Source organism: Sphingosinicella sp. CPCC 101087 (genome assembly GCF_004151485.1).
Taxonomy (GTDB): domain Bacteria; phylum Pseudomonadota; class Alphaproteobacteria; order Sphingomonadales; family Sphingomonadaceae; genus Allosphingosinicella.
On the sequence record NZ_SBFF01000003.1, the window covers coordinates 344786 to 368474 of the forward strand.

Consider the following 23689-nt stretch of genomic DNA (forward strand, 5'->3'; position numbering starts at 1 on the left):
TTCCGCCCCATCGCTTTGCGAGGGGAGGGGGCCATGCGGGGTGGTGGCGGCGCCTTCTCGGCCCGAGGGGCCGATGAGGACGTACGCCTCCCCCACCTTATGGATCGTCTGCCTCCCGACCATGTCGGGAGGGACGCTCACGCCGCCATGGCGCAGGCTTTCTCGGGGGCTTCGGCCTCGCGCATGTCGCAGGCGGCCGCGGACTCGCCGCCCAGGTTCAGCTCGAACGACCGGCTCGGCGCGCGGGCGGCGCGGCCGGCGCTGTAGCGCTCGACGATCGCGCCGGTCGGCTTGAAGCCGAGCTTGCGCAGCACCCTGCCCGAGGCCGGGTTGTCGACGAAATGGCTCGCCTCGATCGTCTTCAGCCTGAGCCCACGGGCGATGTCGATCATCGCGCGTCCGGCCTCCGTGGCGAATCCCAGGCCCCAATAGGGCCGCGCAATCCAATAGCCGAGTTCGTGGCGCCCGTCGGGCATCCGGCCGAAACCGGTCCCGCCGATCAGCTTCGGCGCACCCAGCGTGCGCAGAAAGATCAGGCAGCACGGCTCGTGCGGCCCGCGCTCGCTGGCCAGGAACGCCTCGGCGTCGGACAGGCCGTAGGGCCAGGGCGCGCTGGCGAGATTGCGGATGATGCCGGGATCGCGGATCGCCTCGTACAGCGCCTGCGCGTCCTCCCTCCAGCCGGGTCTCAGCAACAGTCTTTCAGTCCTCGCAAACATCTCATTCCCTCCTGGACGCGCCGATACAGTCCCTGAGTGACGGTCCGGCGACAGTGTTGCGGGGGAGAATGAAAAAGGGAGAGGGGGCGGCCCCTCTCCCTCGCATGTCCTTTCGGACTTGGGCCGCCCCTTGGGGGGACAGCCCGTCATCGACTGTCCCTATTCGGCTGCGCTCATCGCTTGCATGTCCACGCACACGAATTTGCGGCCGAGCTTGCCGTCGCGAAATGCGACGCGGCCTTCGGCAAGCGCAAAGAGGGTGTGGTCCTTGCCCATGCCTACGCCGGTGCCCGGATAATATTTGGTGCCGCGCTGGCGCACGATGATGTTGCCCGGAATGACGTTCTCGCCACCGAACTTCTTCACGCCGAGGCGCTTGCTCTGTGAGTCGCGGCCGTTGCGGGACGAACCGCCTGCTTTCTTATGTGCCATGACGAAACTCTACCTCGAATCTCTTTACGCGTTTTTATCAGCGGCTGGCTTCTTTGTCGAAGCCTTCTTCTTCGGCGTGGCCGGCGTATCGGTCTGCTCGCCCGCTTCGCCTTCCTGCTTGGCCGGAGCTTCGGCTTTCGCCTCGGCGGCCTTGGTCTCGGCGGCCGGCTTCTTCGTTGCCGGCGTGTCGGTCATCTCGCTCTCGGCACCCTCGATCTTGGCCGGCCCTTCGGAAGGCTTGGGCGCGGCCTTCTTGGCCGCGGGCTTCTCGTCGGCAGCTTTCTCGGGCGCAGGCTTCGCGGCAGCCTTCTTCGGCGCGGCCTTCTCGTCGCCGATCGCGACGATCCGCAGGATCGTGTGCTGCTGGCGATGGCCGCGCTTGCGGCGATAATTGTGGCGCCGCTTCTTCTTGAAGACGGTCACCTTGTCGGCCTTCGCCTGCGCGATGATCTCGGCCGATACGGTCAGGCCGTCGGTCTTCTTCAGATCGCCGCCTTCGCCGGCGAGCAGGACGTCGCCCAGCGTGATGGTGTCGCCCGCCTCTCCGGCGAGCTTCTCGACGACGATCTTGTCTCCGGCGGCGACGCGATACTGCTTGCCGCCAGTGCGCACGATTGCGAACATGGCTATTTCCAACACCTTGCTAAGCTTGACCGCGCTCGCCCTTCGGCCGCGCGGAACGCCGGCTGCTACATAGGGAGGCGGCTTCTGTCAACCAAGCCTGCGGAGGAATGGGAGTTGGGATCCTCCGGCCCGCCGCGGCTTGCCCCGTAGAGGAGCGGCCGCCTGTCAGTGCCGCCGCTCGGGCCGCAGCCGATAGCGTCCGTCGGTAAAGCCCTCGAACAGGCCGGGAATGGCAGGATGGTCGATGGGTTCGCCAAGCTCGTCGGGCAGCAGGTTCTGCTGACTGACATAAGCGATGTAGCTCGACTCCTGGTTCTCGGCGAGAAGGTGGTAGTAAGGCTGGTCCTTGGCCGGCCTTATCTCCTCGGGAATCGCCTGGTACCATTCCTCGCTGTTGGCGAAAACGGGATCGATGTCAAAGACGACGCCCCGGAAATCGAACAGGCGATGGCGCACCACGTCGCCGATCGAAAAACGGGCATGCGCCACCGGCGGCGCCTGGGGCGCGCCGGCATCGCTGCCTTGGGTCAAGTTGCGGGGCTCGTTCATCCTACCCATATGTAGGCCCTCGTGCGCATCAGGACAACCGACGCGCCATGGCCGACCAACGCGGCTTGGCAAGGTCGGGTCCATCGGTTAGAGCGCGCGGCGCATCGACCGGCCCCCGCCCTCGGGGGCCTGCCACGCAGCGGAGAGGTGCCGGAGCGGTCGAACGGGGCGGTCTCGAAAACCGTTGTGCCCTTACGGGTACCGAGGGTTCGAATCCCTCCCTCTCCGCCATTTCTCTAGCTAAATCACTGATTACGCAAGAAATTTTTCCCGACATGCGAATCTGACCCACCTAAAATCCCACAAAAAATCATCGATTGGATTTGTCTCGCCAGAATAGCGCGTCTGGTGATGTTCACATGGGGTTCGGCCTGGCGTCCTCCGTTGGTTCGCATCTGCCTCAGATCGGCCTCGGCACCGACACTCCGATGTATGGCTGCGCAGATCTCGACGGGTCCGATGGTTCGACTCGGTTGCCGCCCCACATCTTGATCCCTCATATGCTGGAACGGATTGGGGCCGGTCTCAATCGTTCAGCCACGGTCGCCGACGATCAATCCGACGGTTGACGGACTAGCGCACCATAAGAGTGTCAGCGATTGCTCATTCGCGGGCTGGCAGCTTCCGGAAGTAGAACGACGCAAGCAATCGCATGCCGCCGCCGATCCTCTCGTCTATAGAACGAGAGTTAGTACGATATTTTACTTGTTCAAGCGGCCGTTCAGGCTATCTCCCGACTTGAGGCAGAAGTCGCGGGGGACTTCCTGATTCGGCGCTCACAGTACCGGCTTTGCCCGGTGACGCCGATTTGTGAAGTGCGACAATGAGGTGGGGGAAGTGGAAGTGACGCGCGAAGTCGAGTCCGGGTTTGATCCGGCACTCTCCTGCTTCGTCCTGCTTGCCCGCTTTCTCGGCACGCCCGCCGATCCGCGCCAGATCGTGCACGACCGCGGCAAGGGCGAGGAACCCTTCTCGCTGGAGGACTTGTCGCGCGTCGCCAACCGGCTCGGGCTTATCGCCAGGATACGCCGCGCCGAACCCGAACAGGTGCACAAGCTTCCGCTGCCGGCCATCGCCGAGCTGACCGGCGGCGACGCGGCCGTGATCCTGAAGGTCGAGGACGAGAGCGACGATCCACGCGTTCTGGTCCAGCATGGCGATCGAGATCGGCCGGAGGTCTGGAGCGCCGAAGAGCTACGCGAGCGTTTCTCGGGCCGGCTCCTGCTGATGACGTCACGCGAGCGCATCGCCGGCGATTCGCGTCCCTTCGACATCAGCTGGTTCATTCCGGCATTGGTCAAATATCGCCGTGCACTCCGCGACGTGCTGATCGCTTCCTTCTTCATTCAGTTGATGGCGCTGGTCACGCCGATCTTCTTCCAGCTGGTGATCGACAAGGTGCTGGTCCACCAGACGCTGGGTACCCTGGACGTCATAGCGATCGGCTTAGCGGTCGTCCTTATCTGGGAGACTGCACTGTCGGGGCTGCGGACCTGGCTCTTCGCCCACACGACCAACCGTGTCGATGCCGAGCTGAGCGCCAACATCTTCAAGCATCTGGTCGCGCTGCCGCTTTCCTATTTCGAGAGCCGCCGTGTCGGCGACAGCGTCGCGCGCGTGCGCGAGCTCGAGCGAATTCGCGAGTTCCTCACCTCGAATGCCGTGACGGTGGTCATCGACCTTTTCTTCACCATCGTCTTCTTTGCGGTGATGTTCACGTACAGCAGGCTGCTCACCTTTATCGTGCTCGGGTCGATCCCGGTCTACGTTATCATCTCCGTCTTCATCACTCCGCCATTGCGCGCGCGCTTGGACGAGAAGTTCCGCCGCGGGGCCGAGAATCAGGCTTTCCTCGTCGAGTCGGTGACCGGAATCGGTACCCTCAAGGCGATGGCAGTCGAGCCGCAGATGCGCGACAAGTGGGAGAAGCAGTTCGCCGGCTATATCCAGACTGGCTTTGCCGTCACCAAGCTTGCCAACTGGGGTAATCACCTCATCCAGCTCGTGTCCAAGCTGACGACCGTAGCGATCCTCTATTTCGGTGCGAGAGCGGTGATTGCCGGGGACCTATCCGTCGGGTCGCTTGTCGCCTTCAACATGCTTGCCGGCCGCGTCGCCTCGCCGATCCTGCGCCTGTCGCAGCTGTGGCAGGATTTCCAGCAAGTGCGGATCTCGGTCGATCGCCTGGGCGACGTGCTCAACGCGCCTGCCGAGCCCGAGCATAATCCCAATCGCGCGAGCCTTCCGCCGATCCGCGGCCGGATCGAGTTTGATAAGGTCCGCTTCCGCTATCGTCCCGACGCGTCCGAGGCGTTGCGGGGAGTCAGCCTCGAAATATCTGGCGGCGAGATGCTCGGCATTGTCGGGCCCTCGGGATCCGGCAAGTCGACCCTGACCAAGCTCATCCAGCGACTCTATGTCCCGGAGCAAGGCCGGGTCCTGATCGACGGTGTCGACGTGGCCTTGGTCGATCCACCCTGGCTCAGACGCCAGATCGGCGTCGTCCTTCAGGAGAATATCCTGTTCAACCGGAGCGTGCGCGAGAATATCGCGCTCGCCGACCCGACCCGGCCGATGGAGGCCGTGCTCGCCGCGTCCGAGCTTGCCGGCGCGCATGAGTTCATCGTCCAGCTACCGCACGGCTACGACACCGAAATCGAGGAGCGCGGCGCCAACCTTTCCGGTGGTCAGCGCCAACGTATCGCGATCGCCCGGGCGCTGATCGGCGATCCCCGGATCCTGATCCTCGACGAGGCGACCTCGGCGCTCGACGCCGAAAGCGAGGAGGTGATCCAGAAGAACCTGCGGATGATCGCTCACGGCCGAACGGTCATCATCATCGCCCACCGACTTTCAGCTGTCCGCCAGTGCCACCGGATCATCACGATCGAGCAGGGAGAAGTGACCGAGCAGGGCGACCACGAAACCCTATTGAAGAAGGGCGGTCGTTACGCCGATCTTTATGCTCGCCAGATGGGAATGGTAGCGTGAGCGTGCTGATTCAGCGATTTCCGACGCTCGGCCGCCACCTCGCCGTGCTTCGCGAAGCCTGGCACCGGCAGAACGAGACCGACCGCACGCGCAAGCCTCGCAGCGAGCATGAGTTTCTCCCCGCCGCCCTGGAGATCATCGAGAAGCCGGCCAGCCCGGGTCTGCGCATCCTCATGCTTCTGCTCTGTGCCCTGTTCGCGATCGCTCTGATCTGGTCGATCGTGGGCCGGGTCGACGTCGTTGCCACCGCCACTGGGCGCACGCTGCCGATGGCGAACGTCAAACTGATTCAGCCGCTCGAGGTCGCCGTCGTTCGCGCCATCCATGTCCGCAACGGCCAGCGTGTCCGTCGCGGCGAGTTGCTGATCGAGCTAGACCCAACCACGGCCACCGCCGACGAGAGTCAGGCGGCGCAGGGGCTGCTCGCCGCCCGAATCGCCGAGGCACGCAACGACGCGCTTCTTGCTCACCTGCAGGGACGGCCGGCGGTCTTCCGGGCGCCGCCCGGCACGCCGCCCGCAATCGCCGAGACCCAGAATGCGCTCATTCGCAGCAAGGTCGGCGAATATGAGGCGCAGCGCGCCGCCTTGATCCAGGGACGCGCCCAGCGTGTCGCAGAGCTTCGCGGCGCCGAGGCCGAGATCCGCAAGCTTCGCGACACTTTGCCTTTGGTCGATCAGCAGCTGGAGGCGCGGCGAGGTCTGGTCGAGCGCGGCCATTTTCCGCGCCTGCGGCTGCTCGAATATGAGCAGCTTCGTATCGAGCACATCCAGAACATCGAGGTTCAGGAGAGCACGGCCGAGCGGGCTCGCGCCGCCATCGCCAATATCGACGCCGATATGGCAGTGCTGCGCCAGACCTTTACCGAGGAGGCGGCGACCGAGCTCTCCACCGCTGAGACCGAATCCGGCCTTCGCGAGGACGATCTTCGCCGTTCCGCCCGCCGCCGCCAGCTCCAGCAGCTGCGCGCGCCGGTCGACGGCGTCGTCCAGCAGCTTGCCGTCCACACGATCGGGGGCGTCGTCCAGCCGGCCCAGCCTCTGATGGTGGTGGTGCCGTCGGGAAGCGAAGTGGAGGTCGAAGCGCAGGTACTCAACAAGGACATCGGCTTCGTTCGGGAGGGCCAGGCGGTGCGGGTCAAGTTCGAGGCGTTCCCGTTCACTGACTATGGCTGGATCGACGGCACGGTCGAGTCGATCAGCCGCGATGCCATCCAGGATGAGCAACTCGGCCTGGTGTATAGCGCCCGGGTGCAGCTGAGCCGGGACTACATCATGCTTGGGGAGAGGCGGCAGTCAATTGGACCGGGAATGGCTGTCCAGGCGGAGGTGCGGACGGGGCGCAGAAGGATCATTCAATATCTGGTGTCGCCGATCTCGGAGACGGTGAGTGAGGCCGGGAGGGAGCGGTAACCTGAAGAGGGTCGTGCTCGCCGCGATCGATGTCGAAGCAACGAGTCTGATCGGTGTTGTCGACGGCGCAACCATGCCAGGGCACTGCCGATACAGGAAGGGTGTCATAAGACTTTGGGAACACGTGGCATTCCGGCTCACTGACAATGGTTAGGAAGTCATTGGCCTGGACAGTAGCAGTTTCTACTGTAACCGACGGTGCGCGTGACAGGAACGAAAGTGCTCATTATTCCGCCTTGACCTGAACATGGCCACCAAGGCAGGATACCATGAAACTAACCACCGATACCGAATCGCTCGGTTCGGCCAAGAGAAAGATCAGGTGGGGGGAGCAAGCGCCTGGCATTCGAAAGTGAGCGCGGCGACCGCGGCGCTGCTCTTGCTGTGTATCCCGCTTTTCCTCGGTGCATGTGCGGCTAGTTCCTATGCCGGTATCCTCCTGAATGCCGGCACCGTCGATCCCGAACTTCAGGACCTGGCTCTCAGGGCGCACGCCGGCGACAAGCATGCGCAACTCGAGTTGGGCATTCGATACGAGGAAGGCCTCGGGGTTCCGATCAACCACGATCGGGCGGAGCAGTTGTATCGGGCGGCGGCGAGCGACAGCGGTGAACCGCTTTATGTCTACTCACCTCCTGTTGGACAACATGGAAGGGGCCGCGTGCTCCCTGTTCGCAACGAATCTGCGTGGCGCGGACTACCAGAGGCGCAAGCGCGCCTTGCCGCGCTCGCGAACGCCGACGAAGGATCGAGTTCGACAGCTCCGGTGCTCCGATCTCACCCGAGAGCCAGTGCGGCATTTACGGTCGGAGATTTCTTTCCCAGTCGGCTGGTGGACGGGCAATGCGGTCAGCTTGCCGGGTTGCGGTCACTCTCTGATTTGAGCGTGCTTGCCGAGGCCGGAGGAGATGAGGATCCGCCGGATCTCGACTGCTACCCGATCGAGCCGCCGCAGTGGCCGGCACCGGAGGGCAGGAGCGCGTGGTTTTATCTTCTGAATCTTCGCAATTTCCTTGCCGAGAATGATTTAGATCTGACTTCCCACTCGCTGTCCAGCATACTGCAGTCATCTGGACTGCTTCGCGTCGAACAAGACAAGTTTGCCATTTACAGCATAATGGCACTTGCCATGGCGAAACAGGAGGCGGGCTGCGCTATCTATCTCGGCCGTCTAGCATATACTCGTGGGCTCTATAGCGCCTTTGATGACACCATGAAGCTCTTGAATAGGATTCGCGGCGCAAGTGCTCAATGTGCGCAGCCTGAGGTCGCCCAAATACTGGCTGGCGCCCGCCCAGAAATGCGTGAGGTTCCTATTCCATCGGGTGAAGCGGCAAACCCATTCGCCGCCTACTACTTCCCACGTTCACTCTTAGACGGTCGCTGCTTCGTCGCAATTGACGCTACGGCAATGATGCAGGGCATCGATGATCTGAACCGTAACTTCTCGATTTCTGCTCCCCCGGATCTGGATTGCTATCGCACAAGTGAATTCGCATGGCCAGCTCCGGCTCTCCGAACGGAATGGTTCTATTTAGGTAACCTACTAGGTTTCCTTAATCATGTGCGAGGGCGCATAGCCGACCATAGTCTAGAAGATATCATATCCTCTTCCAGAGTCTTGGAGGGCAATCCGAATGGCTACGTGTTCTACGTTATCATGAGACTGCTAGAGGCGGAGGGTGAGACTGGGTGTGCCGTTTCTTTTGCCCGTCTTGCGTACGAAAACGGGTCGATAGAAGCCAATGCAGAGTTTCATGCGCTACTCCGAAGGAGCGGCGGAGATAACGTGGGCGTATGTAAGACTGAAGAATTGAAATCAATCATCGCGGATCATGGAGTACGGAATGCCCAGTAATTATACCCCCGATTACTCGGATCCCAGCGGCAATGTGGTACTCCGTGGCGTAGATCTGATCCCCATTCGAATTTCGTCCGCCGAAATAAGCACGTATGGCATAGACATTATTCAGTTAGCGGCTGCGTTGAATTCTAGCCTGAGTGGGTCATCGCGTTATCGCGAGCTTCTTTCCAATCCAACTCTCTCGACCGAAGGGGCTGAAATCAGATTTTCTGATCTAAATAGCTCCTACTATTCGTCCTTGAGCCAATACTCTCAAGGCATCTTTCGGTCTAGGCAGGCACTTTCCGCGTATCCGGCGAATGCGAACGGAGCATTTGCTGATGACCCTACAGTCGATTTCCAGCTTGGCGTCGTGTTCAACGTCAGCAATGTATCGTCGAATGGACAGATCAATTACGGTGAAGTAGCCAGGGTTCTTCCAGAGGAGATAATCCTCCACCCTATGTTTGGAGCTCATAGATGGGATGCTCCGTTCGGGGACTATTTTACAGATCCTATTGATACAATGTTAGATCCGGTCTCGTCGTGGATGAGAGCTATAGATCTACAACTTGGAAGAAATATTGCCGTAGACTCTCCTTATCCTGGGCTCAATATAGCTCGAGGGACGGTCGTTCTTGGTGAGGGAGGCGTTCAGGCATATCTCGACAGGCATCCCGGGCTATGGAGCGGACGTAATCCTCCTGCAGTTGGAGATGTGATTGGATCCGGTCCCTATGCAATCCATGTTGTCTCGAACGAGGACTACCTGAAGGCGTATGCCGCCAATACGTCCTCGGATATAAACGCCAACGTTGCCCAAATATTCAGTACATTACCTCAAGGCGCGCGGCCGCGTCCTGGAACCTCGCCCGCTTTGCCTAATCCGGGGGATGACCCGTTCGCTGAGGGGATACCTAATTATATCACCCTGTTTGGCCCGGAAGTTGCGGCCCAAACAATCAACGAATTGACGACTCTGACGATCAGGCCTGGCCCGACGCCCCTGCCCCAAATCGATCCGGTAACCGGCGCCACTTTGCCACGGAACCTTTTTCGCGTCGGAAGCGTGATAGTTCCAGGTACCAGCGCGGTTTACGACCGACAGGATCGCGTGGTCGAATTGGACGTGGCAGAAGTGAACGGCGCGCCGACGGTCGTAAGGTCGCGAGCTTCTGACGGATGGAGCCGCAATGGACCCGGCTTAACGGTCGAGACAATCTACTCGAACAATGAGCCGGTCAGTACCAACATCAAACTCAACAACAATCCGGTCCGAGTTGAGTTCTCCGACGCCGGTTCGATACTCGGCCAGCAGCTTGGTTATCTCCTCGCCGATGGCAATGAACTGGCCGGGATCGTCACATCGGCGGCGCTACAAACGATCGGAGATAACCTCGGCGACGCTCTCGATGGCTTGGTTGGCGATCAGTCGATCGACGCAGCTTCAAAAGATGCATTCGCCACCTTCGGACCAGAATTCCTGAATAACCTCAAGGCAGCAGGGATCGGTGCGGTCTCTTCGTACTTGACGGCGCAGTTGGTTAATGCCCTTGGGATGGACGGCTTCGCGGGCGAACTCGTGAACACGGCCGCCGGAACGGTCATCAACACAGTGCTAAGCAACATCGCGGCGGGCTCGTCCGCGTTCCAGGGCCTCAGCCCTGCGTCGATCGGCACAGCGATCGGTTCTTTCCTGGGCAACAAGCTGGCGAATGAAGTGATTTCCTTCGACACGATCGGAGGCCAGATTGGATCTGCTGTTGGGTCGACTCTTGCCGTTCTGGCCGTGAGCGTAGCCTTTGGTCCCCCAGGACTCATCGCGGCAGCGGCGGCAGCCTTCATTGGCAACATCGTCGGCGGTCTGATCGGTTCAGTGTTCGGAGGCACGCCGCGATCGGGCGCCGACGTAGCGTGGGATTCGGCGACAGGCGAGTTCACGGTCGCAAACGCTTATTCGCGTAAGGGTGGCTCCAAGGATGCCGCGCAAAGCATGGCCTCGGCCGTCGCCCAGACTTTCAACGGCATCATTGCCGCCACCGGCGGCCGCCTCATGGAACCCGGCGCCGTGCAGTCGGGCAATTACGGCATGCGGAAGAAGGACTATGTTTACCGGCCTTTTTCGACCCGGGACAAAGACGAAATAACGATCCGCTTCTCGGGCGAGGACGGCGCGGAGCGGCTGATCGGATACGGCATTTATCAGGGATTGACCGATTCTGATTTCAAGATCGCCGGCGGCGACATCTACGTGAAGCGTGCGATCTATAACACGTTCGCCCTGGGCGGATTTGATCCGATCGATTTCGACACGAGCATCGTCCTCGGCAATATCGCCACTGCGCAGCGCTACGAAACCTATCTCGCCAGCTCCACGACAATCAATGCGCTGATTGCAGCTGAGCCGGACAGCGTCTTTACTGCCGAATGGGCGATCACCTTCTCCCGCGCAGTCGAGCTCGGCCTGACGCGGCGGCATGAGAGCGATTGGTACGGCGGGTTCAGCCTGCTCCTGAGAGAGGCACAGACCAACGCCGCCAACGTAGCGCTCGCCTTCGACCATGATCCCTTCGGCGAAAAGATTAGCCGGGCGATCGGCGTGGGCGATTTCATCCTTGGCGACTCGATCGACATTGCCGGCCAGGCGACCATCGAAGGTACTTCCGGCAGTAACATTATTCGCCTCTCCGGCACTCAACTCCTCGCCACCTCCGGCTCCACCAATGCCGGACTAACTATTGACGGTGCTGCGCACAATTCCCAGGCGCGCGACATCGACGTCGCCGCCACTATCGACGCCGGCGCTGGCGACGACACCGTGCACGCCTCCGACCGTGGCGACAACGTTTTCGGCGGCGCCGGCAACGACTCACTCTACGGCGGCCGCCTCGACGATTGGCTGCTCGGTGGAGATGACAACGACATCCTCCACGCCGGTTCGCAGGCCGGCGGCCTCGGCGGCGACGGCAATTATCTAGATGGCGGTGCCGGCAACGACCAGGTCCATGGCCGCGAGGGCTCCGACTGGCTCGAGGGCGGCGGCGGCCAGGACACTTTGATCGGAGCCGCGGGGGACGACATCTTGGCGGGCGGCGCCGGCAACGGTGACGACATGTGGGGCGGCGCCGGGAACGACCAGTACCTCTTCCGCCGTGGCGACGGCGATGATCTCGCAGAGGATGAAGCTGAGGTGAGCGCCGGCGGCTCGGGCGGCGCTTCCGATCCGCTTCGCGCGCGCCTGGCCGGCATCGCCGCCGGGACGATCGCCCGCGACTGGCTCGGCGAGCGCTTCGGCGCCTCGGCGCCGCCGCCCCAATCCGGTGCTTCCACGCCGGTCAATGCGGGCGAGGATAAGCTGGTGCTCGGACAGGGTATCACCCTCAACGACATCCGCCTGGTTCGCGGCGGCCAACTGGCCGGAACGACCGACAACGACCTCATCCTCGAGCTGACGACCATCGTCGACGGGCAGGAGGTCTGGTCGGGCGACCGCCTGCTGATGAAGGACTGGTACAACAGCTACAAGCGCGTCGAATGGCTGGTCTTCGCAGACGGCCAGGAGATCCGTATCGGCGATTTCCAGACCTTCATCGCCGGCAGCAACGGCAACGACACAATCATCGGCACGCAAGGGCGCGACTTCGCGGTCGGGGGCCCCGGCGACGACTGGATGTCACTGCTCGGCGGGGACGATGTCGGCATCGGCGGCACTGGCAAGGACTGGGTGTCCGGCGACGGCGACGCCGACCTGCTGGTCGGCGGTGATGACGACGATCATGTGCTGGGCGGCTGGGGTGACGACACGATGTCGGGCGACGCCGGCAATGACGAGCTGGACGGGGGTCACGGCCGTGACGTGGTCGCTGGCGGACTCGGAAGAGACCTCGTCGTGGGAGGCGCCGGGGACGACATTTTCCGCTTCAATCGCGGTGACGGCACCGACACCCTCCTTGATGACTTTGCCGGGGAGTGGCAGGTCGTCATGGCTCGCGAGCTTAACCCGGCGGACCCCAAATTCGGCGCGTTGGTCTACAGGAACGACTTCGATCGCGATGAGGACAACAGAGTCGTCAGAATCGTCGACGGGGTAGCGGATATCGTCTTCGACGGCACCAACTGGGTTGGCAGAGTCCAGTTCGATGTCTCTACACAGCAGCTCAGACGTCTCGTTCGCCTTGAGGATGATCCTCTGGGTCAGGACGCAACCCAGACCTTCGAGATGGGTGACACTCTGGAATTCGGCTGGGGCATCAACATCCAAGACGTGATGCTGACTCAGTACGGCTGGGATCTGGTGGTGGGCATTTCTAGTGAGAATGCCAACACGACCAATTTCGAGACGCTGTCAGACAGGATTGTGCTCGCCGACTGGTATCGTCACGACAATCGCCCCATCGAGAAATTTGTCTTTTCCGCCGTCGGTATGATCGATGTTGAGGCCACTCAGCTCGTCGGAGGCACCAATGACAGTGACACACTTGAAGGAACTAGCGCCGCCGAATGGATCACCGGCAATGGCGGCGACGATACTATCACCGGTGCCGGCAGCGACGATGTTCTAAACGGCAATGCCGGCAGCGACATTCTGAGCGGCGGCTCCGGCACGGATGTCCTCTACGGCGGCGCCGGCAATGATGTGCTCGAGGGTGGCGCGGGCGCCGACATCCTCGTCGGCGGCGACGGGAGCGACACGGCCTCCTACGCCTCGGCCGGCGGGACCGTGGGGGTCTATCTCTCGTCGTCTGAATTCAATTCCGGCGACGCGGCCGGCGACACATTCCACAGCATTGAGAATCTCACCGGCTCGTCTCACAACGACCATGCGCTAGGCGGAGATGACGGCGATAATGTTATCGCTGGCGGGGCGGGCAACGACAATCTGTTCGGCGGGGCCGGCGACGACACCTATGTCTGGAACGCTCTGGACTTTGCCGACACAATCGACGACCGGCCGTTTGTGCTCGAGGAAGCGGTGAGCGCGGACGGCAAGCTGAATTCAACATACATCGTAAGCTGGACGGCCACCAGCGAGCCACAACCAAGCGGCGGAGTCTATTGGCGCCTGCACATCACCGATAGCGCCGGGGACGACGTGTATGATCATCTCTATTCGGTAAGCGGCAGCTCGCCGCCGATTCCGATGCCATCCGGGTACATCCAGGATGGTTGGGCAGAGGGGATCAGGCGCGTTCCGAGCGAAGGCGGCAACATCACCCACCGCGTCGTGCGTCAGCGCTTCGACGCGGCCGACGGGGGCGAGGACACGCTGGAGCTGGGCCCAGGCATCTCGCTCACCGATCTCAGCTTTGTTTGGGAAGGCCCGGATCTAATTATCCGCTACGCGAACAACGAACACAATTCCGTCCGGATCAAGGGCCAGTCCAGCGCAAACAGCGCCGTAGAATGGCTCCAGCTCAATGACGGACTCGCCGTTTCGCTCAAGGGGCTGAAGATCGGGCCGGAAGGTGGCGAGCTGTACGGGACTGCCGGCAACGACTTCCTGATTGCGCGCGCTAGTGCTGAAGGAGTGGCCGCGGTCCTGGGCGGCGCCGGGGACGATGTCATCGTGGGCGCCGCGGGAATGAGCGGGTCGTATGGCGAAGACGGAGACGACGTGATCGAGGCTGGCTTGGGCCTCAACATCATCGATGGCGGTGCGAATGGTGCCGCCGGCGACACCGTTCGCTTCGTCCGCTTCACCGCGGTCACCGTAGATCTTCGCCCTACCGATGACGGCTATCAGATGGCCCAGCACGACGGCATTTTCAGCGCCATGATGGGCATCGAGAACATCGTGGGAACCCTCACTGGCGCCGACAGCATCATCGGCAACGATGAAGGCAACAGGCTGATCGGCCTCGGCGGCAATGATAATCTCACCGGGCTTGGCGGAGACGACGTACTCGCAGGCGATGGGGGCGACGATATCCTTCAGGCCGGCGACGGCGATGACAATCTCTCAGGCGGTGACGGCCTAGACCAGATGTGGGGCGGCGTCGGCAAAGACCTACTCGATGGCGGCGTGGGCAATGACGTGCTGAAGGGTGACGGCGGCAACGACACGCTCGTCGGTGGTTCGGGCAACGACGATCTCGAGGGTGGGGCCGGCAATGACGTTTTGATGGGCGGTGCCGGCACCGACACGCTGAAGGCCGGAGACGGCGACGACCAGTTGACCGGCGACGTCGGCAACGATCGGCTCGAGGGAGGCGTCGGCAACGACGCCTACAGTTTCGGCGCGCGCACGGGAGAGGACCTGGTAATCGATGCGGCCGGCGCCAACGACATTATGTTTGATCCTTCGGTCGACTTGCAGCAGGTCTGGATGACCAAGGTCAATTCGGATCAGGATCTGCGGATCGCCGTAATCGGGGGCAGCTCGGTCATCACAGTCCGCGATTTCTTCGCCACCGGGTCGGGCCGAACCCTGATGCGTTCGATCAAGACCGGCACCCATGCCATATTCATCGACCACCCGGACGTGCGTGCCCTGATCGACGCCATGACCGCGGCCTCGGCGGCGGTCACGCCGACGGAAATGCCGTCTGCGATCCGCGACATGCTCTCGACCTACTGGCACGAAGGCGGAACTGCGGCGCCGAAAGCCGCCACTATCTCATTAACCACCGACGAAGACACACCGCTGATCGTCTCCGACCTCGGCGTGATCGATCATGATCGAAATATCGTCGAATATTCGATCAGTGTGCAACCCGCTCATGGCACGATCAGCGGCCTCGATACTGCCACAGGCACCTTCACCTATACGCCGGCTGCCCAATTCGACGGATCCGACAGCTTCAAGCTTATCGTTCGAGATGCCGACGGGCATTCGGCTGAGGTCCCGGTCAAAATCCAAGTACGCGGCACCAACGATGCCCCAGGCAGCTTCGGCATCGAGGGCGGTGGTCCGCTTAGCGTTGTTGAATTCGCGCTGGGGAGCCCCACCGTATCCCAAACGGTAGTGGGGCGGTTGACCGCCGTCGATCCTGAGGGGCAATTCGTCTGGTGGAGCCTCGTTGACGGTGCCGACGGTCGGTTCGGCGTCACCGACGATGGCGTCTTGTTCGTCGATGATCCTGACGACCTCGACTATAGCGTCGACAGGTCGCACCAGGTCACGGTTCGCGCGAGCGATGTTGTCAACGGCTTTCATTACCGCGACCACACCTACACCGTCTATGTCGAGAACGTGAACGAGGCGCCGCACACGCCGGTGCTGCTCGAGGCCCGAGGCATCGTGTCGGAATATTACGCCGATGTCGGGTTCGAGGGAACGTCCGACTTCGCAGGGACGCCTTCGCTAGCCAATACCTGGATCGCGCGCTTCTCCCTGTCCGACCCCGACGGAACCACGCCCGAGCTTCGGCTCGTTGGCAATCCGGGCAACCGGTTCAAGATCGTCGGCAACGAGATCCGCTTTGCCGACGACTATCAGCCCAACTACGAAACCCTCTATCAGGCGCATCATACGCCAGGTTCTGACATTGCCCTGGAGGATTCCGATGGCGACGGCTACCGTGAAGCTGTCCTGACCGCGAGCGTCCAGGCGTTTGACGGCGAGCTTGCGTCGCCAGGGTCGGCGACGGTTCAGATCCGGATCGAGGACACTAATGAACGGCCGATCAGCCTCGACTGGGCCCCGATCGTGACGAGCATCCTCGAGCAGGACCGCGTGCTGCGCAACACGGACCTGCCTCCGATCGAACTGGGCGACGTCAGTGTCACGGATCCGGATATCTGGGGCTATCTGCACAGCACCTACGCCTTCGAGGTGGTCAACGACCAGCGCTTCTACATCGTGGGTAACACTCTGTTCCTCAGCCGCAACGCGGCGGTAGATTTCGAGGACGGCGGCGCCGTTTCGGTCTCGATCGTGGCCACCGACCTCAGGAACCGATTCTCCGTCACGGACGAAGTGACAATCGTCCTCGACGATCGGGTGGATGTTCTCCAGGGCGACGCCGACAACACTGCCACCGATGACGTGCTAGTGGGGCAGCAGAATGAGGACCTGCTCTACGGATATGGCGGGTCCGACGTGCTCGACGGCGGCGCTGGCCATGACCATCTCGAGGGCGGTTGGGGTGACGATCGCGTCATTGGCGGCGAAGGTGACGACGACCTCTACGGCGAGGACGGGAACGATCTGTTGGTCGGCGGCGCCGGAAGCGACAGCCTGCATGGCGGCTCGAATGACGTCGGCGCAAAGGACGTACTTCTCGGCGGTGACGGCGACGATCTTCTCGACGGTGGCAATGGGGACGACGATCTCGCTGGCGGCGCCGGTGCGGACGAGTTGATCGGAGGTTCTGGGATCGACCGAGCCAGCTACGCGTGGTTGACTGAAGGCATGGCTGACGCCGGCGGCGTCACTGCCGATTTGGCGAACCCATCCGAGAATACTGGCGCCGCCGCCGGGGACGCCTATTACGACATTGAAGGGCTGGTCGGCTCGGCTGGCGCCGACATTCTGCGGGGCGACGATTCGGCCAATCAGATCGAGGGCGGTAACGGCGACGACCTTGTCGAGGGTCGGGAGGGCAATGATTCCCTTGCCGGCGGTGATGGCAACGACGCGCTAGTCGGTAGCGACGGCTCCGACTCGCTGGCGGGTGGTGCCGGTAATGATATTCTGCATGGCGGCGAAGGCCATGACACATTGCTCGGCGGCGACGGCAACGACGAGCTTTACGCCGATTCCGGCGACGACACCCTGCATGGTGGTGCGGGCGACGACATACTGAACGGCGGCGTCGACAGCGACACCTATATCATGAACCGGGAGTCGGGCGCCGACGTGATCTTCAACTACGATCCATTCGGCGAGGATGTGGACGTCCTCGGCCTTAGCGCGGTGGACGGACAGGATCCCATCCAGGACCGGGAGCTCTGGTTCGAGAAGATCGAGAATGACATGAAGATCAGCTTGATCGGCACGTCGTCAAGCGTGCTGATCAAGGACTGGTATGTTCTCGCCGACGCTGACACGCGAGCCAACTACAAGCTCGACTATATCATCGCGGAGCAACGCTACACCAAAACCATCGACACGGACGGGCTGGTGGCGCTGATGTGCGCCCAGTCTAAGCCGGACAATCTGACCGAGCTAAGCGATTTAATGGCCGACCCGACCTACCATGCGGCTTGGGACGCTTACTGGCACCCCAACCTGAGGCCGGAAATATCCTCGATCGCAAACCAGGTGATGAACGAGGATGGCACGCTCACGCTCACGCTCAATGTAGGAGATGACGTTACGCCGGCCGCCGGAATCCAGATCAGCAAGGTGATCCTCTCCGGCAGCTCGGTCATAGATGCAGACGACAACGTCTCCATAGGACCCGATGACGGCAACGGTAATCGGACGGTGACGATCACGCCGCGTTCGAACGCGGCTGGCACAGCGCGGATCCAGCTTCTAGCAACGGACGCGGGCGGGTCTTCGACACCGACGGAGTTCACCGTGACCGTGAATCCAGTCCCTGATACCCCAACGATAGCGCACTTCTCCGTCGCGGGCGGTACTTCGGGCGTGCCGGGCGGACTTGCCATCTCGATCAACGTGAACTTCCCCGACCCTGACGGCGAGACCCAGCAGGTCTGGATCTCCGGCATACCAAGTGTCGCCACGCTCAGTGCGGGAACCCCTGACGGAGGAGGCAGCTGGAGAACTTGGAAGGTATCGGCCAACCAATTGGCCAACCTCAAGCTGTATCTGCCGGCTGGATGGCATCAGGATCTCACCCTGACGGCAACCGCGCGCGCGAGCGAAGGCGGACAGACGGCGATCTCGGCCTCCAGATCGGCCCCGGTCATCGTCAATGCGCCACCCACCGGCGCCACTCTGTCCGGCTCAGTCAACGAGAATGTTGCCAATGAAACGGTCGTGGGCACCGTCACGGGGATCGATCCCGATGGGACCGGCGGCCTGCAGTACACGCTAACGAACAACGCGGGCGGCAGATTCTGGCTACACGCGACGACAGGCAGGCTCGTAGCTGCCGATGGGGGACTTCTCGATCACGAGTTGGCCTCGTCGCACCCCATTACCGTTCTTGTGACGGACTCATTCGGCAAGTCCAAGAGCGTCACCTTCAGTGTGCCGGTGAACGACGTTAACGAGGATAACTGGCTCCCGGGTACCTACGGCTTCAACGTCAACGAGAATGTCGCTGTCGGGACCGTCATTGGAACGATCACCGCTGGAGATCACGACAGCGGTTCGGTGAACTTTGGGCGGCAGGCCTATATGTTTGATAATGGCTCGGAGCGTAGCTTGATCTCTGCGGACGGCCGATACAAGATCAACAAGCTGACGGGCGTCATCACCACGAATGCTGCGTCGAATCATGAGGTGACTGGCCCAACCAGGACCTATACCGTTCTTGCACGTGACAATGCGAACACGTCCGGACTCAATTACGATGGCTACAATCAGGTCTCGACCCAGGTCACCATCGGAATCAACAACCTGAATGAGGCGAACAGCGTTCCCGGGAGCTACAGCTTCGGCGTCAATGAGAATGTCTCTATAGGAACGGTGGTAGGAACGGTCGCAGCAGCAGACTTGGACCACTCCACTTCCGCTTACGGTCAGCAGCGCTATTATTTCGACAATGGCACCGCGCGAAGCGCTACGTCTGCAGACGGCCGCTACAAGATTGACCCTGTTACAGGGGTCATCCGGACGAATTCCGGACTCAATCGTGAGGCTGCGAGCCCGACGAAGACCTATACAGTGGTTGTGCGCGACAACAAGGGGCAGACAGGGTACAATCAGGTCTCGACGCAGGTTACCATTTCGATCGGTGACGTAAATGAACCGAACAGCTGGCAGACCATAAATCCCCTTGGCGTCAACGAGAATGTTGCAGTTGGAACAGTTGTAGGGAGCGTAACGGCAGGCGATCAGGACATCGGCTCGGTTAATTTTGGTCGCCAGGCCTATATGTTCGACAATGGCAGTGAACGAAGTCAGGTCTCTGCTGACGGACGATACAAGATCAACAGACTGACAGGCGTCATCACCACGAATAGTGGGCTCAATTTCGAGGCTGGATCGGCGAGCCGGACATATACTGTGCTCGCCCGCGACAATGCGAACACGGCCGGATCAAACCAGCCCGGGTATCATCAAATCGCGGCCCAGCTTTCGATCGCCATCCGCAACGTCAATGAAGCGCCAACCATGGCCAATCAGACCTTCTCGCGCAGCGAGCAGCCAGCAAACCCAACGGCGAAGCTGGTCCCGCTCGCATGGAACGATGTGGACGGCAAGCCTGTCAACGGGCATCGGTTCAGCATCGTCGGCGGCGATCCGGACGGATTTTGGTCGATCGACAATGCGGGCAATATTTCGGCGGTGAGGACTCTAAATTACGAGGATTCCGCGCACCGGACGTTCAACCTGCGGGTCCGAGTCACGGATCAATCCGGCTCCGGGCTGTCGGCCGAGAGCACGATCACGATCAATCTCACCAACGTGAATGAAGCGCCGAACCCGACCGCTTCCGGTAACGTATATCCGGGCGCTGCACTTGCCAATTCGCTCGTCGGAATGATCCAGCACCGTGATCCCGATGCTGGTGACGTGATCAGTTATCAGATCCTCAGTGTCACTCACCTGGATCACACATCCGGAGGCAGCGTGAACGACTACCGGGTCGTGGCGAACGGCCAATATGCTAGTGTCTACACGAATATCACCAGAGGCGGCTCATGGCAGTATAGGGAATCGATCGAGGTCCGGGTGACCGATGCCGCCGGGACTTCGCGGACGACCAGCTTCATCGTGACTTACAACGGAGACAAGCACTTTGCGCCCATCGTACTAGATCTCGACGGTGATGGTCTCGAGCTCGTCTCGCGCATCGACAGCGAAATCCATTTCGACATGGATGGAGACGGCGTGCTGGATCGCACCGGTTGGGCCGCCGCAGACGACGCGTTCTTGGCGCTGGATCGTGACGGCGACGGCCTCATCACCCACTCTGACGAGCTGACCTTCATCGACGATGTGGAAGGCGCCGTGTCCGATCTCGAAGGGTTGCGCGCCTTCGATACTGATCAGGATGGCTTCATCGACGCCGATGACGATGCCTATGGCACCTTCCGTGTCTGGCAGGATTTGAGTCAGGATGGCGTGAGCCAGACCGACGAGCTGCGCACGCTCTCGCAAGCCGGAATCGCGTTTGTGAACCTCATGCTGACTCCGACGGGCGCGGACATGAGCAACGTAGCGGATAACATCATCTACGCCACCGGCGAATATATCCTTGCCGACGGCACGCGGCGGCAGTTGGGCGACGTGATGCTGAGCTATGAGCCGTCCACGCCGGATATCGCGCCGCCGATCATCCTCGATCTGGACGGCGACGGCGTCACGACGACCGAACTCGCCGAGAACCCGGTCATGTTCGACATGGACGGCGACGGTAAGACGGACCGTACCGGCTGGGTCGGCGGCAATGACGGCCTGCTCGCGCTCGACCGAAATGGTGACGGCAAGATCGAAGGTATTTCCGAGATCTCCTACGTCGACGATCTGCCTGGTGCCCGCACGGACCTCGAAGGCCTGGTGGCGTTCGATACGAACAAAGACGGCAAGCTGTCGGCGGCCGACAGCAAGTTCGGCGACTTCCGCGTCTGGGCCGACGCCAACCATGATGGCGTCAGCGACGACGGCGAGCTCAAGCGGCTGGCCGAAATCGGCATCGTGTCGCTCAACCTGGAAGGTGACCCGACTGGAAACCCGACCGTCCCGGGCAAGAACGTCATCTACAACCTGTCGAGCTTCCTGCGCGGCGATGGAACGACCGGCATCGTCGGCGACGTCGGCCTGGCCTATTTCGGCTCGGAAGGCGGCGAGACGGACGTCACGGGAACGAGTGCGATCGTGCCCGAGACCTCCTTGTTCTCCGGCAAGCGCAAGCATTATGCGATCGAGACCAGCCGCGGCGCGATCTTCCTGAACTACTCGCGGGCAAGGGGCCTTACCGATGCGGGTGTCGGCGAGATCGCCAACTCCGCCGCCCTCGAGTTCCGCGACGGGTCGATGGGCTTCGGGTCGGCCCTGGTCCTCGACCTCGACGGCGACGGGCTCGAGCTCAAGCGGCGCAAGAAGACCAAGGCCGCGTTCGACTTGAATGCCGACGGCGTCGCCGACGACACCGGGTGGGTGAAGAAGCAGGACGGCCTGCTCGTGCTCGACCGCAACGGCAATGGCCTCATCGACGGGGCCGGGGAGATCTCCTTCCTCGCCGACCTGGCCGGTGCCAGGACCAGCCTGGAGGGCCTGACCGCCTTCGACACCAACCGCAACGGCCTGGTCGACGCCGAGGACGAGCAGTTCGGCAAGTTGCAGGTGTGGCAGGACCTTAATGGTGATGGCCGGTCCAGCGCCGACGAGCTGAAGAGTCTGGAGCAGGCGAAGATCGAGTCGATCGGCCTTCGCGCGACGCCTGTCGACCGCACCTGGAAGCGCGGCCGCAATGTCGTCGTCAACACGACCAGCTTTACCCGCACCGACGGTAGTGGCGGGACCGTGGGCGACGTCGCCTTCGCCTACAAGGCGGCGCCCGCGCCGCTTGCGCCGGCGGCCGAAAGCGCAATCGATCTGGACGACCGGTTGCGGGCCCTGCGCGCGGCGCTCGACCCAAGCGCCACGGGCTTCGCGCTCCGTCCTGAGATGATCGAAGCGTTCGAGTTCCTGAATGCCGATGCGACCCCTCTTTCCGACACGCCAGGGCAGAGCGACATGTCGTCTTCCGCGGCGCTGGCGGGTCTAGGCGAGGCGGCGGAGGCGGACGAGCTGCTCGACCGGTACGAGAACCGCCTTGCTTATGCCGTGCAGCAGATGGCAGGCTTCGGGTCGCGGTCGGGCGAGGCGGAGTCGAGGGACCGGGCCGGCATGCCGACGCGTTACGAATTTTTCGCCAGCTGAGGATTTGAAGCATCTTGGAACAATCGAACGGCTCGGGCGGCCCGGGCAGCCCTTCCGCGTCTCCGGTGACGATCAGCCACCTGCTGGGCGAGATCACCTGGCTTCTCACCCAGTCGCCGCTGCACAAGGCGCTGCAGATCGGTGATCTGGAATGGCTGGTCATGCCCGCCCTGATCCACAGGCAATTCTACATCTTCCGCGATGGCGACAAGCCGGTGGGCCTGGCGCTGTGGGCGAAATGCGGACCTGAGGCCGAAGCGAAGCTCGATCGCGGCATGATCGAGCCGGAGAACCGGCTCACGCTTGAAGAATGGCAATCAGGCGACACGATCTGGCTCGTCGATCTCATTGCCCCGTTCGCCGATGCCGCGAACAAGCAGCGCGAGATCATGCTGGCCGACCTGATATCGGGTCCGTTGAAGGGGCAGGCTTTCAAGTTCCATCACACCGATCCGAGCACGGGCGAGCGCGCCGTCCGGACGGTCGAAGCCGATGCGGGCGAGAAGCTGCGCGAGGCGATCGAAGCGGCGGCCGGCGGAGCTGGGCCTACCTGAAGGCTGCCCTGCCGGAGTCGAACGCCGGCGTTGTGTCGCGCCTCGCCGGACGTTCAGCTCTGCGGAAGCGTGATGTGCCGCACTGCGCCCGCCTTGGCGCAATGGCATCACTTCGGCGCATGATCGTCGACACCGTAGAACATGGGATTTCGCATCCAATCCGCGACCGCTGATTCGCGCCAACCTGCGCAGCGGGTGCTGATGGCGATCTGCCTTGGAAACGTCCCTTGCTGGATCTTCCGGTAGAGCGTCGATCGGCTGAGCCCGGTGCGCTCCAGCACGGTATGGATCCTGAGGATGCGGTCGGGTGCTTCGGTCGACACGGCACGCTCCGGCAAAGGGTGGTGAATTGCGGGATCAGCCTTGGGCGTGGCTTTCATGGCCGCAAGGGGCGGCCGATCAGGGTGCCGCCAGCTGCGCCTTCGTGCGTCAGATAAGCAAAGGTCGCAGGCCCCTGGCGTCTCGCGCCTGCGGCGCGACCGCGCTCTACGCCGCCTCGCTCCGCCGAGCCGCCTTTGGGCGTCTCGGCCCATCCGGGGTGACGATCGGCTGACGCGGGGTCGGAGCTCAAGCTCCGGCAAGCGGTCGCCGCGCTGATTTGGCGCGGCGGCATCGTGCCT

At 62.1% G+C, this 23689-nt stretch carries 10 protein-coding genes and 1 tRNA gene; 6 read left to right on the forward strand and 5 right to left on the reverse strand.

The features are described 5' to 3' along the window. Positions 1-137: 137 nt before the first annotated feature. From EKM57_RS06940 to hspQ, 4 genes are all read right to left on the reverse strand, one after another. Positions 138-719, reverse strand: coding sequence for a GNAT family N-acetyltransferase (locus EKM57_RS06940; RefSeq protein ID WP_129791742.1), 582 nt, complete (start codon positions 717-719; stop codon positions 138-140). Positions 720-878: 159 nt separating this feature from the next. Next, the gene (gene rpmA, locus EKM57_RS06945; protein WP_129791743.1) at positions 879-1151 is read right to left on the reverse strand and encodes a 50S ribosomal protein L27; all 273 of its coding nucleotides are present in this window, start codon (positions 1149-1151) and stop codon (positions 879-881) included. Between the two features lie 24 nt (positions 1152-1175). Further along, on the reverse strand, positions 1176-1775 hold the full coding sequence (gene rplU, locus EKM57_RS06950; RefSeq protein ID WP_129791744.1) for a 50S ribosomal protein L21: 600 nt from the start codon (positions 1773-1775) through the stop codon (positions 1176-1178). 165 nt (positions 1776-1940) lie between these two features. Further along, positions 1941-2324: a heat shock protein HspQ gene (gene hspQ, locus EKM57_RS06955; RefSeq protein WP_129791745.1), complete on the reverse strand. Its 384-nt coding sequence runs from the start codon at positions 2322-2324 to the stop codon at positions 1941-1943. Positions 2325-2465: 141 nt separating this feature from the next. Here hspQ and EKM57_RS06960 point away from each other — a divergent pair. The 6 genes from EKM57_RS06960 to EKM57_RS06985 all read left to right on the forward strand — a co-directional run bounded on the left by EKM57_RS06960 (position 2466) and on the right by EKM57_RS06985 (position 23069). After that, positions 2466-2555, forward strand: a tRNA-Ser gene (locus EKM57_RS06960). Positions 2556-3167: 612 nt separating this feature from the next. Continuing rightward, positions 3168-5315: a type I secretion system permease/ATPase gene (locus tag EKM57_RS06965; RefSeq protein ID WP_129791746.1), complete on the forward strand. Its 2148-nt coding sequence runs from the start codon at positions 3168-3170 to the stop codon at positions 5313-5315. Further along, a complete protein-coding gene (locus EKM57_RS06970; RefSeq protein ID WP_129791747.1) occupies positions 5312-6727 on the forward strand; it encodes an HlyD family type I secretion periplasmic adaptor subunit in 1416 nt (471 codons plus the stop codon). The genes EKM57_RS06965 and EKM57_RS06970 overlap by 4 nt, the downstream gene beginning before the upstream one ends. 247 nt (positions 6728-6974) lie before the next feature. Further along, positions 6975-8585 (forward strand): SEL1-like repeat protein, encoded by a 1611-nt coding sequence (locus EKM57_RS06975; RefSeq protein ID WP_129791748.1) that lies wholly within the window; start codon positions 6975-6977, stop codon positions 8583-8585. Between the two features lie 1099 nt (positions 8586-9684). Then, a complete protein-coding gene (locus EKM57_RS22425; RefSeq protein ID WP_165357230.1) occupies positions 9685-22515 on the forward strand; it encodes a cadherin domain-containing protein in 12831 nt (4276 codons plus the stop codon). Between the two features lie 14 nt (positions 22516-22529). Then, entirely contained in the window at positions 22530-23069 is a 540-nt protein-coding gene (locus EKM57_RS06985) for a toxin-activating lysine-acyltransferase (protein ID WP_206185328.1), read from the forward strand. A gap of 107 nt (positions 23070-23176) precedes the next feature. On the opposite strand, the gene EKM57_RS06990 is transcribed toward EKM57_RS06985, so the two are convergent. After that, complete coding sequence (locus EKM57_RS06990; RefSeq protein WP_129791751.1) at positions 23177-23392, reverse strand: AlpA family transcriptional regulator; 216 nt, start codon at positions 23390-23392, stop codon at positions 23177-23179. Between the last annotated feature and the right edge of the window lie 297 nt (positions 23393-23689).

What these genes read in the sequence shown, in the direction of transcription:
- EKM57_RS06940 (WP_129791742.1), bottom strand. Translation starts at nt 719, where the DNA reads ATGTTTGCGAGGACTGAAAGACTGTTGCTGAGACCCGGCTGGAGGGAG.
- rpmA (WP_129791743.1), bottom strand. Translation starts at nt 1,151, where the DNA reads ATGGCACATAAGAAAGCAGGCGGTTCGTCCCGCAACGGCCGCGACTCA.
- rplU (WP_129791744.1), bottom strand. Translation starts at nt 1,775, where the DNA reads ATGTTCGCAATCGTGCGCACTGGCGGCAAGCAGTATCGCGTCGCCGCC.
- hspQ (WP_129791745.1), bottom strand. Translation starts at nt 2,324, where the DNA reads ATGAACGAGCCCCGCAACTTGACCCAAGGCAGCGATGCCGGCGCGCCC.
- EKM57_RS06975 (WP_129791748.1), top strand. Translation starts at nt 6,975, where the DNA reads ATGGCCACCAAGGCAGGATACCATGAAACTAACCACCGATACCGAATC.